This is a genomic window from Flavipsychrobacter sp., assembly GCA_041392855.1.
In the GTDB taxonomy this organism is placed as follows: domain Bacteria; phylum Bacteroidota; class Bacteroidia; order Chitinophagales; family Chitinophagaceae; genus UBA5543.
The window spans coordinates 2861944-2878734 of sequence record JAWKLD010000001.1 but is presented as its reverse complement, the minus strand read 5'-3'; the positions used below and the strand labels follow the sequence as shown (position 1 = coordinate 2878734).

Below are 16791 nucleotides of genomic sequence, written 5' to 3'. Positions count from 1 at the left end.
CATTTATATTAGAGCCTAAGCATGATGATGACCAAGACAATTTTATCCTTTATTACTGTATTAGGATCGTGCATTGCATTATCCGCCTGCAAACACGAGCTTCCTAAAATAGACGATACGCCTCAAAAGATAGCAGCAAGTGGCTACCCTGAAGAAATAGGCAAAATAATGATCACACGATGTGCTACAGCCGGATGCCACAACAAAACCAGCTATAAAGCTGCGGGAGGTTTGCGACTGGATGAATGGCAACATCTTTTTGATGGTGGCACAAATGGTGCTGTTGTTGTGCCATACAACACAGGCAATAGCTCTTTATTATTCTTTATCAACCCACATGATAGCTTAGGACTTAAAGTAGCCCCGCCGATGCCCTATAATGGCGAGCTACTCACCCGCGATGAATATTATACGTTTAAAAACTGGATAGCAAAAGGGGCGCCCAACAAAGACAATATTGTAGCCTTTAGCAGCAACCCCAACCAAAGACAAAAACTTTACCTTACACAACAAGGTTGTGACCTCATAGCAGTTATAGATGCTGAGAAGAGTGTGGTAATGCGCTACATTAATATTGGGCGTAGCCCCAATCCTGAAAATCCACATTATGTCAAGTTTGACAGTGATGGAATATATGCCTACGTATGCTATACCTCAGGGGAATACATACAAAAAATAGACACCCGCATAGACACTGTAGTGGCAGAAGCATACGTAGGGCCAGGCTCTTGGAATGTGCTTTACTTATCGCCTGACAATAAAACACTAGTAGTAAGTGATCTTACAGGAGGCAATGTAGTATTTGTAGATGCCGATGCAATGACCAAAGGAATAACCATACCCGGCTTTAAACAACCTCATGGCATTACTGCCAATAAAACTGCCGACACTTTTATTGTTACAGGACAGCAAGGCAACTTTGTTTACAAATTCAACAAGAGTGGCGTGAAGCAACAAATATCAATAGATGAAAATGTACCATCAGACCAATTCAGGAAAGACCCTCACGAGATCATGATGTCGCCAGACTTCTCTAAGTACTTCCTCACCTGCGAAAGAAGCAACGAGGTAAGGATAATGGATGCTTATGCGGACACACTGATCAAAATAATACCTGTTGGTGCTGTGCCAAAGGAAATGGCCATTAGTAAAAACAAGCCCTATCTCTTTGTTACTTGTATGGAAGACGTCTCTCAAACATCAGCACTTTTTAAAGGTTCTGTATATGTACTTAACTATAACACGCTGGAAGTCGTGCAGCGAATAGATGGTCCATTTTTCCAACCACATGGTATTGCGGTAAACGACCAAGATGGGACTTTTTATATTGCCAATACAAACACCAACCCCAATGGACCAGCGCCACACCACCCATCAGACTGTGGCAGCAGGAATGGTTACTATCAAGTTTATGACATCAACACATTAGCCCCTAAAATAAATTATAGGTTTGAAGTAGCGCCCGACCCTTACTCTATGGATGTGCGTTTTAAATAGCATGTATAAAAAGAAGTGGTTGTTTACTCGTAGCTTTCCTTATTTTTAGGCTATGCTTACCGTTTCATTGCACAACATAATAATAGAGTCGCCTAGAGGTTTATATAAAGAGGAGCATCAATTGCCTAATAAGTTTGAGATAGATGTAGACATTACTACACCTGTTACCGACCCCTCTACCATGCCTTTTATAGACTATACAGTTATCAGGACTACAGTAGCAGATGCATTTGAGAAACCGCATGACTTATTAGAGAATTTCATTCAAGAGATGCATACGCAACTTAAGAAGCGTTTCTCTATGGCTGAAAGTGTTAGTATATGTATTCGTAAACTAAACCCACCCATGCCGGGAGAAGTGGGCTATGCGCAAGTATGCTACGAAGGCTAATCTGATATTTGATTTGAAGAACTATTTATACATACTATTATCATTGCCGCTATTGCTTGCCAACTGCAAGCATGATGTACAGAACCCTAACCCACAACAAACTGTAGCACATAACTATCCTGAAAACATCAAAACAATTATTGTAGACAAGTGTGCAACTGCCGGCTGTCATAATGCAACGAGCTACAAAGCTGCCGGCAATCTACGACTGGATAGTTGGTCGTTTTTATTTGATGGTAGTAGCAATGGTGCAGTTGTTGTGCCTTACAATGCAGATAACAGCTCACTACTCTATTTCGTAAATACCGACGAAGCACTAGGCACGGTAGCTATTCCTACAATGCCTTATAATGCGCCACATCTTACGCGCGATGAATATTTTACACTAAGAGACTGGATAAATAATGGCGCCCCTGACGCTAACGGTGCCATAGCCTTTTCTACCAACCCCGATACTAGACAAAAGGTCTATACCGTACAACAAGGCTGCGACCTAGTAGCTGTAGCAGATGCTGAAAAAAATGTAGTGATGCGCTACATAACGGTAGGCCAATCTTTTGGCACAGAAAATCCCAACAACATAGTCATATCTGCTGATGGGAAATATGCTTATGTCAGTTTTTGGAATGCCCCATTGATACAAAAGATCGATACAGAAACCGATAGTGTAATAGCTGAATTAAATACCAGCAACTCATTTCAAAAGGCAATTCAAATAAGCAATGATGGTACACGATTAATTGCAAGCAATTGGTTTTCGCATGACTTGATATTGATAGATGCTACCACTATGCAAATCATAAAAAACTTGGGTACCAGCTTACGTTTTTTAGGAGGGTTTGCCGAAGACAGTAAAGGGAATTTTTATGCTACTTCCCAATTTGGCAACACCGTATACAAAATTGCACCTGACGGTAGCTACACTTCTATTAGTATAGACGGACTACCTACTACTACGAGTAGTACTACCACCACTCCCGACCCTATTAGCATCTTAATGAATGCAGATAAGAGTAAATACTTTGTAACCTGTACCAACACCAACGAAGTACGGGTATTAGACGCGGCTACAGACCAACTTATCAAAACGATATCAGTTGGTGGCAATCCACAGCAAATGGCATTAGCCCCGAACAGCAATAAACTTTTTGTCACTTGCATGAACGACACCTTAACTAAAATAGAAGTAGGCAGTCTGTATGTTATTGACGAGAACTCTTATGAGGTAGTAAAAAAGATCACGAACAAATTTTTTCAACCTTACGGTATAGCTGTTGACCAAAAAAATAACAAGCTCTTTATCTTCAACAGAAACGAAGACAAGAATGGCCCTCCACCACATCACCAATCTCCCTGCAACGGACGCAATGGCTTCTATCAGGTGTACGATCTTAACACTTTAACCCCTGCTACTAACAAAAGATTTGAGGTTACAGTAGACCCTTATGCATCTGCTATAAGATTTAAATAATCATCTAGTAGCTACTCCAAAAGGATATACTGCTACTTCCGATCTATTTATCTTAACAAGCTCTAGGGTGTTTAAGTCGATAAAGGTGACGTTACCATTTCTACCTTCACAATCGGAGGAGTGATGAGGCTCATCACCACCTGGTGCAAAGTTAGCATTAGCTATAGCTACTATACCGCGCTCGTCATCTACTGACAAACCATAAGGTTGATAACCACTATCCAATCGTTTGTATAATACATCATGTTCTGTATCTACGATAGCTATAGCACCTCTATTACCTGCAAAACTTTGTTCATCATCAGGACATGAGACAAACAGCTTTTTAGTTTTTGCCGAGTAGCTCATAAAAGCAGGATAAGTATCAAGAGCTATGGTTGATAGTATCGAATCTGTTTCCATATCTATCACCTTTATATCTTTAGACTGCTGGCAAGCAACATAACACTTATTGCTACTAGGAATTAACTCAAAGTCTGTAGGGTTAACAACTGGCTGGTTTTGTACAACACCAGACCCATCAATAGGTATCTCTTTTATTATAGGGCTCAAAGGATTCGTGATATCAATACTGTATATAAAGTTGCCAAAGCTAGTGCCTATATATAATTTGTTTCGTGCTTCATTAATAACTATTCCAGACATATAGCTAAACCTTCCTCCAAAATCGTAAGTAGCTAAAACCTTCATCGCAAACAGGTCTACATACACTACTTTCCCTTTCGATGTATTATCAACGAAGTAACCATACCTTGAGTCTTGTGTAATGGCAAAACTCGTCCATGAACCCAAACCAAGATGCAAGTCTCCTATCCATCTATCATCTACAGCGCTATACTTCTGCACCACTTCACTTTGTGCAAAGAAACTTACATACCAATATTGTTTATCAGGCGATACCTTTATCGTTACGGGAAACTCCTCCGCTGCAGAAATACCTACATCTACATACCTCATTTGCAACAACGACCTACTATCAAATACAGTAACAACATCGCACAACCTGTTAGTTACATACACCTTACTGCGCGTATGCTCGTCAGCATATTTTACCGCACCATTAATATTTGGAGCGCCCTCGTCCACCCAATGTTTTAGTGTTAAGTATTCTTCCTTTGTCAGTGGTGCTTGATTTACCGGCATGGTAGGTGTTAATGTTACACCTAATGAGGTATCGGTGTTAGTGTAGTAACACAGTGTACTAAATTTGGAACTATAGGGAATAACAGAAGTGCCAATACTTCCACCTTCAAAAAGTGTATACCAGCTGGTCAAATTCAACCCTCCTGCCCCCTTATGGCTAGTACTATTATGACAGCCTGTCGTTGCACATTTATCAAGTATTATTTTCCCTACAGCTTCTGGATAGGCACTACCCCTCCCATCGTAAGCAGGCTTGTGCTTGCATGATAACAACATAGCACAAGCAATAAGCACTATACCATATTTAGCTTTCAGGAGCACCATTGTCTAACCAGCATTTTATACTTTGTTTTTCTTCTTCGGTCAACTGTGTGGCACTTGCAGGTGGCATTATCTTCAGTTCAAAAACATGCGTTTGTATACGCCCCTCATCAGCTTTCTTTTTTATACCTGTATAGGTAGTAAAGTCTCCAGTAGTAGCACCTGCAACATGGCAACCACTAATAGCGCACTTTGTATCAACAATAGTTTTTATTGCACCATTGTATGTTTTTCTACACACGTCCGTAGTTTTTGTTTCTGTCTCTTTCTTGCTACATGCTATCAAAAGCAAACAACATAAAGAAACCAATATTGATCTTTTCATAGATAGAAGCATAAATAATAGCAAGGGTGCACTATAGAGCACACCCTTTTATGAAAACTAGAGATGAAGCTTTTTTAGTTAACCTTCACTACTTTGTTGTAAGTGTAGCTGCCCTCTGCTAACACTTTTACGTAGTATACGCCAGCAGCTTTTGTATAGTCGTTTAAGTCTATAGTATAGCTTGATGCTGACGACTGGTTACTAATAGTTGCTATCATTTTCCCCGTGACATCATATAGTTCAATAGTGCTGTTCCCTTTACTACCATTAAGCGCTATGGTTAACTGACCCGTAGTAGGATTAGGATATAGCGCTGTAGTAAATGACGTGTTCTGAATATGACTAATAGCTGTAGCAGGCGGATCTACAATTGTTACATCATAGTCTTCCATTTCTCCATGATAGTCTATCGGGTCTTTGGGTAGATCACAAGGAGTTGGAATTGTGTGGCCTGCATCAGAACTCATCTTAGCTGTAGCCCTTAGTCTTGTAGTACCCAATGGCGCTGTCATTGGCACAGTAAAAGTACCTGTAAACGTACCAGCAGTTTCAAAGTCCTTACTGATAATGGTTTCACCCATGTCTGAAAAGTCCTTATTACCATCATAGTCTAGCCACACACGTATATTGTTTCTAGCCGTTGGGAAGAACACAGGATCTTTACTATGTGTAATAGAAACAGTGTAGGTCTTTCCTCTTTCCAGTGTTGTAGACTCACCTGTTACAACTATAGACGGTTCTGACAACGTGGCTTTTTCCACATTGCTGGAGGTACGGTCTATGGAATTAAGTTTGAAATTGGTAATGCCGGGCTGGTTAGCACTATAAATAGTACGCCCCGGCAACAAACAGTACTGAGCCTCTACTGTAGTAGCTACAAAACATAAGGCTACCAACAATAATACTTGAGTAAACGTTTTCATCATTATAATTGTTTTTGTTTTTTAACGATGAATGAAAGTAGGAGGAAGAGTGTCAGAAACTTTATAACAAAAGCTAACAATACTTAACAAACCCTAAATGGCAATAAACACCATTAGTTTATTAACCAATGGCTATCAGTGAGTTGGAGAATACCATGACAGTTGTTTGACTGCAGAGTGACAAATAAAAATTGCTAAACAGCAACTACATTCAGCTATTTCTTATAGTCTTGAGGAGGAACAACAATCGACAACATATGCCTACCATTACTGTCTGCGTAATTGACCAAGAAGGTACACCCCAGTTCATTGTAGGCTTGCATTCTATCATTACCCTTTAGGTCAGAGATGATCTTTGGAGTCATTACAGACCTGATGTAAACAGTATCTGCATGTTGCACATTGGCTTTTATAATACAATAGTGATAAGCAAACACCAAACCATCTATACTGGTTACACTATCCAGCCTAGTCAGTTCATCGGTCATTCTGGGGCAGCCTCTATTTGCATCGCTAGCAGCTTTGTTGATTACCAGTTGGTTTTTATGGTTCAGCTTATTTTGAACAAAAGGCAGTTTTATACCTACATATATAATCAATAACACAGCCATCAATACTATAGCTACTATTCTGAATATTTTCCCTTTTGTCATTGCCATTTTACTATGCTTAATGCTTTAGCTCACAAATATAATGATGCAATTTTTCATTAAGAGCCGCACCAAAGTGCAGCTCTTTAATGGTATTTATATTCCTACAAGCGGGTATACTTTATCTTTTATGTAATCAGATATTACCCATTCCTTCAACGCTAATAATAATGACTTTCTGATTTTTAATTCTTCTACAACCCTATTAGCTAAATCAAGATCATTCACTTCATCAATAGAACCATCACTAGTAATATTATCATACACTATAACACACAAAGCTGACAACAAAATTTGCCTCTTACTTTCTAAACCAACTCTGTTATCTATTAAGTATAGTATTATATCTAAATACTTTTCATCAGCAATAATCAAATCCTCATCTTGATCTAAAAAAAATAAATCTTCGTCATTTGCCCATTCTAAAAATAGTTCCTTATCTAACTCACACATACTATACCCCCATGAGGAAAAAGATTTAGAACCACATACTGTACAAGGGATATTATCAAACTTACGCGGATCTACTAACATGAAAGCTGCTTCTTTTTTAGTAATCGCAAAGCAATCTGATTGATTACAGCTATCACAGTTATGTGATACATAAAACTCTGGAATATCATCTTTGATAGGCATGAATAAATATACTAACAAAAAAAGAGCCACACCAAAGTGCAGCTCTCTATTATTGTATTACGGTATCGGTTAACCGTTAACTAGTTTTTCAATTGCGGTATCGTAGGCATTTTTCCAATCAGCAATACCACCCCAATTGTCTCCACCTACAGTGATGTTTCCATCAGCTCTTACACTACCTATCTGTATATGAGGGAAACCTTCTACCATAGCTTCAAAGTCTTGCTTCATCTCATGGCTTACGGTTACTACCACTCTGCTCTGCGCCTCACCAAACAACCATGCATCTTTACGTACGTTAGGGTTGAAGATAACATCGAAGCCCATATTCTTTTGGAAGCTACTCTCCAACAAGTTTACGATCAAACCACCTTCTGAAATATCATGCGCACTGTGTACCATTTTCGTTCTCACCAACTTCAATACCAGTTGTTGCAAGTCATACTCTTCATCCATGTCAAATGCAGGAGCTGGACTATATTCTACATTGCAAAGTTTATGCAGATATTCAGAGCTATTGATGTCGTTTCTGTTATGCCCTAAAACGTAGATGATATCATCGTTGTTTTTGAAGTACATGGTCATCTTCTGATGCAGGTCATCCAGCACACCCACCATACCTATAGTAGGAGTAGGATATACAGGGCCATCATCGCTACTCTGGTTGTAGAAGCTCACGTTACCACCCGTAACAGGTGTGCCTAGCTTAGTACATGCTACACCCATACCGGCAATAGCTTCAGAGAATTGATAGTATACTTCAGGGTTGTAAGGGTTACCAAAGTTCAAGCAGTTGGTAATAGCCACAGGCTCACCACCACTACAAACGATGTTACGTGCTGCCTCGCTCACTGCCATCATTGCTCCCTTCTTAGGATCTGCGAATACATAACGGCTGTTACAATCTGTAGTTACCGCCAATGCTTTTTTGCTGCCATGTATACGTACTACAGGCGCACTGCTAGGCTCGTTAGTATGCGTATTACCTGTACCTACCATACTGTCGTATTGGTCGTACACCCAACGCTTAGAAGCTATGGTTGGTAAAGTAACCAATTGCATAGCCGTAGCCTTAAGGTCAGTAGGCTCTGCAATACTATCAGGGTTGAATGCTTTTATTTTTTCGAAGTACTTAGGTACTGCCGTGTCTCTGGTGTATACCGGAGCACCGCCACCTAACACTAGGCTCTCTGCCGGCACGTCAGCTACCAACTCGCCATTCATGTAGTACTTCAGATTAGTATCTTCCGTTACCTCACCTATTTGCTCGCAGTGGATGTCCCATTTTTGGAACACATCCAATACTTCTTGCTCACGTCCTTTCTTCACTACTATTAGCATACGCTCTTGGCTTTCGCTCAATAGCATCTCCCATGGTAGCATGTTCTCTTGGCGTGTAGGCACTTTATCCAAATGGATAACCATACCATGACCGCCCTTCTCACTCATTTCGCTACAAGAGCAAGTAATACCCGCAGCACCCATATCCTGCATACCTATCAATGCGCCAGTTGGTATCACCTCCAGGCAAGCTTCTAATAATTTCTTTTCCTCAAACGGGTCGCCCACCTGTACCGATGGTAGGTCGTTGGCACTATCTTCGGTAATATCTGCCGATGCGAAAGACGCACCACCAATACCATCTTTACCTGTAGCCGCACCTACTATGAATACACTATTGCCCGCACCGTGCGATGTAGCCGATACCATAAACTTAGGGTCTATCACCCCAACACTCATAGCGTTCACTAGTGGGTTGGTTTGGTAACAGCTCTCGAAGTAGATCTCTCCACCTACGGTAGGCACACCAAAACAGTTACCGTAATGACCAATACCTTTTACCACACCCTTCAATAACCATTTCGTCTTAGGATTGTCCAAACGACCGAAACGTAGAGAATTAAGTGCCGCTATAGGACGAGCACCCATGGTAAATATATCGCGGTGGATACCACCTACACCCGTAGCTGCCCCTTGGAAAGGTTCGATAGCCGATGGGTGGTTATGACTTTCTATCTTAAACACACAGCCCAGACCGTCGCCAATGTCTACCAAACCTGCATTTTCTTCACCTGCCTTCACGAGTAGTTTTTCACCATCACGCGGTAGTGTTTTTAGCAGGCTAATGGAGTTTTTGTAGCTACAGTGCTCGCTCCACATCACCGAGTACATAGCTGTCTCGTTGAAGTTGGGGGTACGCCCCAATATCTGCTTTATCAGTTCAAACTCTTCTTCTAAAAGCCCCAGTTGCTTGGCTTGTTCTAATGTTGCTTCCTGCATAGATGCAGCAATTTTTTATTTGAGGAATAAATTGAGTGGCAAAACTACGGCTTTTTTGGGTGGTATCATAGGTACAGATAAGGGATTTTGAACGAGTGACGGGCTTGTCCCCTTGTTCCAGTTATTGGGAGCTTCCCTCCTGTGGGACAGATACACAGCAGTGTCAAAAAAGAAGTATCTCCTTTTGCTGGCATAGATATTGTTATCACTACTACAAACTACACCATATGAAAATTCTACTAACACTATCACTCGTATTTCTATTACAAGGAGTTATGGCGCAGGAAGCCACATACAGCCTCAAACAAAACTACTGGGCTATAAAATGGCGAGCAACAGAGCTATTTCATTACGCCAGCCCCACATTGCAAATTGGTGTAGAAAAAAGAACAGGCAAAAATGCCTTTGAGCTACAGTTTGGCTACTCGTTAGGCAGTAATGCAGTATCTCCTCCAAATTCTATCAATACTGTAAGGGGAGATGATGGCTACTCAATACGTGCTGAAGCTAGGCGCTATGTTTATGCTGGTCGACAAGGCCGTGCTGTTATGAATCTATTTTTTGGACTACAAACTTTCTATACCCACTATTCTGTAGTTGAGAAAGAACCTTATTATCATACCTACTTCATATCTACTTTGGTAGAGGTAACCTCCATTGGTATATCACCCGTTGCGGGTTTACAAAACCGCGTGGGCGAGCACTTCGTCTACGAGATGTACATAGGCTTTGGGTACAAGAGAAAGTTTACTAATGGGTATGTTTCCGGCCCTGTACTAGGTATTGGCGACCCATTTTATAAAGACCAACCTAGCTATAGCAGCCTTGCAGTACCACTAAGTATTAGCATTGGTTATTATTTCTAGCTTGTCTGTCCACGCCGTCCACCCCTCTATTTGCTTGGACACTTGGACACCCGAATATTAAGCCTTATTAAATTCAACAACTCTTACAAATACCATAATTTAGTATTGATTATAAATAACAAACATTATATATACTACATTATTATGTCAAAATACCTTATCATATTCTTTGCAACACTATTAGTTTTCTCCTGTAGCAAACAGCAATCAATAACCCCACAAAAATCCACTGTTGACAAACTCGTGGGCACACACATCTTTGAAGGTTGGCACGTACGCACTTGGAATATACTCGATCAGAACGGGAACATTGAAACAAACATAGATAGTACTTGGTCAGATAGTCTTCAAATTACTATTGCAAAAGACACTGACACATCAATGAACGTAACGACCTATCCCAACACTCCCTACAACCTTTACAATTTGGGGAATCGCTGCTTAGGCAATCTTCATAATACTAGCGATTGGACACATTATTATTTTTTCACGTCGAAAGGAGGCTACATGCTGCACTACCATAATACAAATGAAACACTAGTATTTTCATATACGACTATTGGTGGTGGTAGCCCCAACGGTGATAAAGGAGAGGGTCTTTATTTTAAGAAATAAAATACCACTTAACATACAATTGCTATTCATTAGCTAATAATGAAATGTCTCCTACAAATTTCATCAATAGCATAAGAGGTGATGATGGCTTTGGGTACAAAAGAAAGTTTACGAATGTTTATGTTTCCTGACTTGTTCTAAGCATTGGCAACTCGTTTTATAAAAACTAGCCTAGCTATAGCAGCCTTGCTGTACCACTAAGATAAGCATTAGTTATTATTTCTAGCTTGTCTGTCCAAACTGTCCACGCCGTCCACCCCTCTATTTGCTTGGACACTTGGACACATGAATATTAAGCCTTATTTAATTCGAGGGCTCTTACAAATACCATAATTTAGTATTAACTATAAATAACCCACAATGAAAAAAAAATTCATCGCCCTATTAGCTATATGCCCATTAATAAGCTTTGCACAGGAAGAATCACAAAAGCAAATTGCACCACTTAGTAAATGGGAGGTTGGTTTTGCTCCCGGTATATCTATCCGCACCGATGGTGAGTTTTATTCTGAATTTTCAGGGTTATTCTGCACCAATACTACTTTATTGCGCAATGTAGGTAATGTACAATTGGGCATAGGTGTACCTTTTAATTTTCTTATTAATGATATATGGGAGGCATTACCTCAACTTATAGTCAATCGCACCTTCAACGCCAAGCATGTTTACTTTTATGTAGGTGGCGCAGCAGGCTATGCCAGCAGGCAGTATATACTTAGCGAGTATATGTTCACTTATGAAAACAGATCTAGCAGAGGGTATGTATTGGGATTACAGGGAGGTCTTGTACATAAATTGGGAAAGCACTTAGCATTAAACGCCGAAGTTGCTCTAAGAAGCACGCAGTATTGGAATAACAGAATAACTGTTGACATGGGCTTTGAAGGCCCTTTGAGAAGAACTGAAACACACCAATTCTTCGAGGCATCGGCTGTTGGTAGCTTTGGGTTGAGATATCGGTTCAACTAACATAAGCTGTCCAAACTGTCCACTCCATGGTAACCCTAGGACAATTTGGACACACGTGGACACTTACTTCAATTCCCCTTTCAGGAAACGAATAATATCTGGTACATGGTAAGTATCGCCTAGCACTTTGCCTTCTTTATTAAGCATTAGCACTACGGGTACTTGGTTCAGGAATTTCACATCGTCGTTGATACTCTTAATGACTTTATTCATTTTCAGCTTATCGCCCAGTGCATTGTCAAAAGTATAGTCGTTGACCACATAAGTAGTTTGGGTAATGCCCGCATCGCTTATTATCTGCTGTACCTGTTCAGGGTTCTTACTTAAGGCTACTACCAGTATCTGAAAGTTATCGTTCTGTGCTGTGTCCAGCATTTGTTTGATGCTCTTCTTTAGCGTTAACCGACAAGGCGTGCACCATGTAGCCCAAAAATACACTGCCGTATACTCTTTTTCTTTGGTCATAGGGGCTACGTCTTTGCCCTTTATCACTTTTACGGTGCTTAGGTTGTAGTTCTTATCATCATCACCTGCAGCTGCGCCACATGCCGAAAAAACAAAAGGAATAAGTAATAATAAAGCGAAGTATCTCATAACGATAGTAGTTTATGTAGTACAAAAAAGCTACCCCATAGAGTAGCTTGTACTTTTGTGTGTTTTTATAATATTATTAAACCAGTTCTTTGATGTCCTTGTTCACCATCTCGCGTACAGCCTCAGCTATGCCTTGTGCATCGTAGCCACATTCGCGGTGTAGCTCCGCAGGCTTACCATGCTCTACCAAGCGGTCAGGTATACCCAGCATCTTTATCTCCGGGCTATAATTATTAGCTGCCATAAACTCCAACACTGCACTACCAAAACCACCTACTACCGTTCCATCTTCTACTGTGATAATTTTATTATAACGTTGTGCCACCTCGTGTAGCATAGCTTCGTCTAGTGGCTTTACAAAACGCATATCGTAGTGTGCAGGGTTAAGCCCTTCAGTTACTAGCTCTTTACAAGCAGCAACGGCAAAATTACCAGGATGCCCTATAGTCAATATCGCTACTTCTTCTCCGTCTTTTATCTTACGTCCCGTACCTACTTTTATTTGTTTCATTGGGGTTCTCCATTCCGGCATCACACCTTGTCCGCGTGGGTAGCGTATCACAAACGGAGACTGATTGTCCTCGTGCTGTGCGGTGTACATTAGGTTACGTAGTTCCGCCTCATTCATCGGCGCACTTACCACTATGTTGGGTATGCATCGCATGAATGGTATATCGTAAGCACCATGGTGTGTTGGTCCATCATCACCTACCAATCCTGCTCTGTCTAGGCACATGATCACAGGTAGATTTTGTATGGCTACATCGTGCACCACCATATCATACCCACGCTGCATGAAGGAGCTGTATATATTACAGAACACACGCATGCCTTGTGTAGCCAATCCAGCACTTACCGTTACGGCATGTTGCTCAGCAATACCTACGTCTATAGCACGGTCTGGCATTTCAGCCATCATGTACTTTAGTGAGCAGCCCGATGGCATAGCAGGAGTGATACCCATGATCTTCTCATTCTCCTTAGCCAGTTCTATAATCGTATGCCCAAACACATCCTGATATTTAGGAGGTTGTGGTGCATCGTGTACTACTTTATTGATCTTACCTGTTACCTTATCGAACGTGCCAGGTGCATGCCAAAGTGTTTGGTCTTGCTCGGCCAGATTATAACCTTTCCCTTTCACGGTCTTAATATGCAACAGCTTAGGCCCAGGGATATCTTTCAGGTGCGATAGTGTTTCTACCAGCTTCAAGACATTGTGCCCATCTACCGGCCCAAAGTACCTTAAACCCAGCGCCTCAAACAAGTTGCTCGATTTAGACACCATGCCTTTCAGCCCAGCCTCTACCTTCGATGCAAGCCTTTGCTGTGCCTTACCTTTTGGCAGCTTGCCTAGTATATTCCATACCTCGTCACGTAGTTTGTTGTATGTATGTGAGGTGGTAATGTCTGTTAAGTATTCTTTTAAAGCACCCACATTCGGGTCTATCGACATGTTGTTGTCATTAAGGATGATCAACACATTACTATTGCTCACTCCTGCATGGTTAAGCGCCTCGAATGGCAAACCCGCAGTCATAGCACCATCGCCTATTACGGCTACATGTTGCTTTTCAGTTTCTCCCTTTAGCTTAGAAGCTATAGCCATGCCCAATGCTGCCGATATAGAAGTAGAGGAGTGCCCTACACCAAATGTATCATACTCACTCTCGCTACGCTTAGGGAAACCGCTAATGCCGCCATATTTTCTATTGGTATGAAAAACCTTTCTACGTCCTGTAAGAATTTTATGCCCATAGGCTTGGTGCCCTACGTCCCATACCAGCTGGTCGGTAGGCGTGTTGAGCACATAGTGTAGTGCTACGGTTAACTCTACCACACCCAGACTTGCCCCAAAGTGACCACCGTGCACACTCACACAGTCAATGATAAATTGACGTAGTTCATTACAAACTTCCTGTAGTTGTCCTTTGCTGAGTTTCTTTAAATCCGCTGGCGTATCTATACCACTTAGCAATGGTCCTGCTCCTATTTCTTCCATGTGCGTACTCAATGGGCTATTTTCAAATTCTGTCAAAAATAAATAAAGTATTACAAAACAGGGGTTATCTAACAATAAAAGCCCCTAAATGTGTACAATTTTAACGCCGAAGCTTGATATTTCATACCAAAAGTTAAAAAGCACGTGGTGTATAGAACAATAACCAAACCAATAATCCAGAAGCGATTACCTTTGCAAAGAATTTAACAGAACTTATGTTTAATAAACATTGGCGAGAATACCCATACATGTTACAGCTATTTCTGCTGCTAGCCATGATATTTACTTTAGTATCCTTGTCTTTTGTAATAGCTGCCACCTTCACCCCTATGATAACGGGAGTAGAGGCTACAGCAATAATAGGAATGACAGAAGATAGTAGTCGTGAGGTGGTCAATGCGGCTATGCTTTATCAGTTCATCTCCAGCATTATGGCTTTTGCAGGTACTGGCTTTTTATATGCCTTTGCCAGCCACCCCAAACCAATTACCTATCTAGGTTTAAAAAAAGGCATCAATGTAACACAACTCATACTCGCTTCTATAATTGCGATTGCGGCTATACCACTCATTTTACAAATTGGGGGGCTTATTCGCATCGTAGATCTAGGTAGCTATGCCAACTCTCTGCAAGAAGCTGCCGATAAAAGTGTGAAGGCTTTCACTAATATAGAGACCTATCCCCAACTATTATGGGGCTTGTTGGTCTTTGCCTTAACGCCTGCACTGGGAGAAGAGTTATTGTTCAGGGGTGTAGTATTACGTTTTATACACAAGCGTACGCAGAGCCCACACCATTCGGTAATACTTACCGCTTTGCTCTTTGCTTTTATCCATTTTCAGCCTTACAATTTGATACCTATTTTCATAATGGGTGTTCTGCTAGGATATTTATACTATTACACGGGCAGTCTTTGGATCAGCATTTTGGTACACTTTGTATATAATGGCAGCCAGATATATCTAAGCTACCTAGCAAGTACGGGCATGATACCTGAAGGCACTGCCGAAATGGAACACTTCCCTGCATATATAATACTTATAGCTGTAGTTGTTGCAGCAGGAGCATTCTTGCTGTTCAAGAAGAAAATTACCCCATTACAACCGGGGTGGAGTGATGATTTCACGCCACAGGAGCTGGAAGAGAGGGCTAATAAAAACAAACTGAATTAAATGGCATTACACTGGCCTACATTCTTTACCCGACTGGGTAGCGCTATAGTTTTTTCCATCATCATGATGGCAGGCTTGCTATGGAATGATTATGCGTTTCTTGGGTTGACACTACTTATAGAGGTGCTTTGCTTGAGGGATTATTTCAGACTGGTGAAAAAGATAACCCCTGATGTACATTGGCCAAGTTGGTTGCCATTGGTAATACAAATTGTGGGTGCCTTACTAGTGGCTTTATCTTTTGGAGCATTACACCACCCTTCCTACTTAACCTATGCTATCACAGTAGCAGTTGCTTTTCCTATTATCACTCTTTTGGGTGCTACACTATCTAAAAAAACGGGGTGGGAAGCCTCTGCACAAGCATTTGGAGGGATATTATATATCACTCTCCCTGCTATACTTTTTCTTTCCTTAAGAGATATCAGCATAATAATACCACTTGCCTTAGTACTCATGATATGGATGAATGATACTATGGCCTATCTGGTAGGCTCTTTCATTGGCAAAACACCATTCTCCAAAATATCTCCTAAAAAAACTTGGGAAGGCACAGCAGGCGGAGCCTTATTAACGATAGTAGGGGCGGGTATATGGGGCTATTATTCGCCCTATTACCATATGACAGACTGGATGGCATTAGCTGCTTGTGCAGCTGTAGCTGGTACTGCTGGTGATCTGCTAGAGTCTAAACTAAAACGGATGGCTGATGTAAAAGACTCTGGTACGATGATGCCTGGTCATGGTGGCGCTTTAGATAGGTTTGACTCTTTATTAGTCGCCATACCTTTTGCCTTTGCCTATGCTTTTCTATTCATGGAGCAGGTGATTCTGAAAATATTCTAGATGTCGAAGAATGTTAAAATTTAGGCGGAAGCTGCATTAGATGCGTTTCTAATAGAAAATAATCCTAAATTCGTTGTTCATATATTACTA

General features: G+C 41.0%; 16 protein-coding genes. 8 read left to right on the top strand and 8 right to left on the bottom strand.

The genetic code is table 11. The features are described 5' to 3' along the window. Positions 1 to 21: 21 nt before the first annotated feature. From R2800_13275 to R2800_13265, 3 genes are read left to right on the top strand one after another with little or no spacing between them, the layout of a single operon-like run. On the top strand, positions 22 to 1497 hold the full coding sequence (locus tag R2800_13275; GenBank protein ID MEZ5018023.1) for a hypothetical protein: 1476 nt from the start codon (positions 22 to 24) through the stop codon (positions 1495 to 1497). A gap of 52 nt (positions 1498 to 1549) precedes the next feature. Then, the gene (locus R2800_13270; GenBank protein MEZ5018022.1) at positions 1550 to 1888 is read left to right on the top strand and encodes a dihydroneopterin aldolase; all 339 of its coding nucleotides are present in this window, start codon (positions 1550 to 1552) and stop codon (positions 1886 to 1888) included. Continuing rightward, a complete protein-coding gene (locus tag R2800_13265) occupies positions 1863 to 3359 on the top strand; it encodes a c-type cytochrome domain-containing protein (protein MEZ5018021.1) in 1497 nt (498 codons plus the stop codon). Before R2800_13270 ends, R2800_13265 begins: the two co-directional genes overlap by 26 nt. Here the strand turns inward: R2800_13265 and R2800_13260 are convergent, their stop codons facing one another. The 6 genes from R2800_13260 to purL form a co-directional block, all read right to left on the bottom strand. Next, positions 3360 to 4826, bottom strand: coding sequence for a hypothetical protein (locus tag R2800_13260; protein ID MEZ5018020.1), 1467 nt, complete (start codon positions 4824 to 4826; stop codon positions 3360 to 3362). It lies immediately after the preceding gene. After that, complete coding sequence (locus R2800_13255) at positions 4807 to 5148, bottom strand: hypothetical protein (GenBank protein MEZ5018019.1); 342 nt, start codon at positions 5146 to 5148, stop codon at positions 4807 to 4809. Before R2800_13255 ends, R2800_13260 begins: the two co-directional genes overlap by 20 nt. Before the next feature lie 74 nt (positions 5149 to 5222). Next, positions 5223 to 6074: a T9SS type A sorting domain-containing protein gene (locus R2800_13250; GenBank protein MEZ5018018.1), complete on the bottom strand. Its 852-nt coding sequence runs from the start codon at positions 6072 to 6074 to the stop codon at positions 5223 to 5225. Between the two features lie 212 nt (positions 6075 to 6286). After that, positions 6287 to 6730, bottom strand: coding sequence for a hypothetical protein (locus R2800_13245; GenBank protein ID MEZ5018017.1), 444 nt, complete (start codon positions 6728 to 6730; stop codon positions 6287 to 6289). 87 nt (positions 6731 to 6817) lie between these two features. Then, on the bottom strand, positions 6818 to 7357 hold the full coding sequence (locus R2800_13240; GenBank protein MEZ5018016.1) for a hypothetical protein: 540 nt from the start codon (positions 7355 to 7357) through the stop codon (positions 6818 to 6820). Between the two features lie 69 nt (positions 7358 to 7426). After that, the gene (gene purL / locus R2800_13235; GenBank protein ID MEZ5018015.1) at positions 7427 to 9637 is read right to left on the bottom strand and encodes a phosphoribosylformylglycinamidine synthase subunit PurL; all 2211 of its coding nucleotides are present in this window, start codon (positions 9635 to 9637) and stop codon (positions 7427 to 7429) included. Between the two features lie 227 nt (positions 9638 to 9864). Here purL and R2800_13230 point away from each other — a divergent pair, with 227 nt between their 5' ends. From R2800_13230 to R2800_13220, 3 genes are all read left to right on the top strand, one after another. Beyond that, the gene (locus R2800_13230; GenBank protein MEZ5018014.1) at positions 9865 to 10503 is read left to right on the top strand and encodes a hypothetical protein; all 639 of its coding nucleotides are present in this window, start codon (positions 9865 to 9867) and stop codon (positions 10501 to 10503) included. Between the two features lie 144 nt (positions 10504 to 10647). Next, on the top strand, positions 10648 to 11118 hold the full coding sequence (locus tag R2800_13225) for a hypothetical protein (GenBank protein ID MEZ5018013.1): 471 nt from the start codon (positions 10648 to 10650) through the stop codon (positions 11116 to 11118). A gap of 360 nt (positions 11119 to 11478) precedes the next feature. Next, on the top strand, positions 11479 to 12087 hold the full coding sequence (locus R2800_13220; protein ID MEZ5018012.1) for a hypothetical protein: 609 nt from the start codon (positions 11479 to 11481) through the stop codon (positions 12085 to 12087). A gap of 63 nt (positions 12088 to 12150) precedes the next feature. Here the strand turns inward: R2800_13220 and R2800_13215 are convergent, their stop codons facing one another. Further along, positions 12151 to 12681: a thioredoxin-like domain-containing protein gene (locus R2800_13215; protein ID MEZ5018011.1), complete on the bottom strand. Its 531-nt coding sequence runs from the start codon at positions 12679 to 12681 to the stop codon at positions 12151 to 12153. Positions 12682 to 12757: 76 nt separating this feature from the next. Further along, positions 12758 to 14719, bottom strand: a complete 1962-nt coding sequence (dxs, locus tag R2800_13210; GenBank protein MEZ5018010.1) for a 1-deoxy-D-xylulose-5-phosphate synthase — start codon at positions 14717 to 14719, stop codon at positions 12758 to 12760. Between the two features lie 212 nt (positions 14720 to 14931). Between dxs and R2800_13205 the strand changes: the two genes are divergently transcribed. Both R2800_13205 and R2800_13200 read left to right on the top strand, forming a co-directional pair. Next, a complete protein-coding gene (locus R2800_13205) occupies positions 14932 to 15855 on the top strand; it encodes a CPBP family intramembrane glutamic endopeptidase (GenBank protein MEZ5018009.1) in 924 nt (307 codons plus the stop codon). Further along, complete coding sequence (locus R2800_13200) at positions 15856 to 16701, top strand: phosphatidate cytidylyltransferase (protein MEZ5018008.1); 846 nt, start codon at positions 15856 to 15858, stop codon at positions 16699 to 16701. Positions 16702 to 16791: the final 90 nt, after the last annotated feature.

Excerpts from the sequence above, each read along its gene's own strand:
- purL (MEZ5018015.1), bottom strand. The coding sequence starts at position 9,637 with ATGCAGGAAGCAACATTAGAACAAGCCAAGCAACTGGGGCTTTTAGAA.
- R2800_13255 (MEZ5018019.1), bottom strand. The coding sequence starts at position 5,148 with ATGAAAAGATCAATATTGGTTTCTTTATGTTGTTTGCTTTTGATAGCA.
- R2800_13260 (MEZ5018020.1), bottom strand. The coding sequence starts at position 4,826 with ATGGTGCTCCTGAAAGCTAAATATGGTATAGTGCTTATTGCTTGTGCT.
- R2800_13270 (MEZ5018022.1), top strand. The coding sequence starts at position 1,550 with ATGCTTACCGTTTCATTGCACAACATAATAATAGAGTCGCCTAGAGGT.
- R2800_13245 (MEZ5018017.1), bottom strand. The coding sequence starts at position 6,730 with ATGGCAATGACAAAAGGGAAAATATTCAGAATAGTAGCTATAGTATTG.
- R2800_13240 (MEZ5018016.1), bottom strand. The coding sequence starts at position 7,357 with ATGCCTATCAAAGATGATATTCCAGAGTTTTATGTATCACATAACTGT.
- R2800_13225 (MEZ5018013.1), top strand. The coding sequence starts at position 10,648 with ATGTCAAAATACCTTATCATATTCTTTGCAACACTATTAGTTTTCTCC.
- R2800_13200 (MEZ5018008.1), top strand. The coding sequence starts at position 15,856 with ATGGCATTACACTGGCCTACATTCTTTACCCGACTGGGTAGCGCTATA.
- R2800_13265 (MEZ5018021.1), top strand. The coding sequence starts at position 1,863 with ATGCGCAAGTATGCTACGAAGGCTAATCTGATATTTGATTTGAAGAAC.
- R2800_13215 (MEZ5018011.1), bottom strand. The coding sequence starts at position 12,681 with ATGAGATACTTCGCTTTATTATTACTTATTCCTTTTGTTTTTTCGGCA.
- R2800_13275 (MEZ5018023.1), top strand. The coding sequence starts at position 22 with ATGATGATGACCAAGACAATTTTATCCTTTATTACTGTATTAGGATCG.
- R2800_13205 (MEZ5018009.1), top strand. The coding sequence starts at position 14,932 with ATGTTACAGCTATTTCTGCTGCTAGCCATGATATTTACTTTAGTATCC.
- R2800_13220 (MEZ5018012.1), top strand. The coding sequence starts at position 11,479 with ATGAAAAAAAAATTCATCGCCCTATTAGCTATATGCCCATTAATAAGC.
- R2800_13230 (MEZ5018014.1), top strand. The coding sequence starts at position 9,865 with ATGAAAATTCTACTAACACTATCACTCGTATTTCTATTACAAGGAGTT.
- R2800_13250 (MEZ5018018.1), bottom strand. The coding sequence starts at position 6,074 with ATGATGAAAACGTTTACTCAAGTATTATTGTTGGTAGCCTTATGTTTT.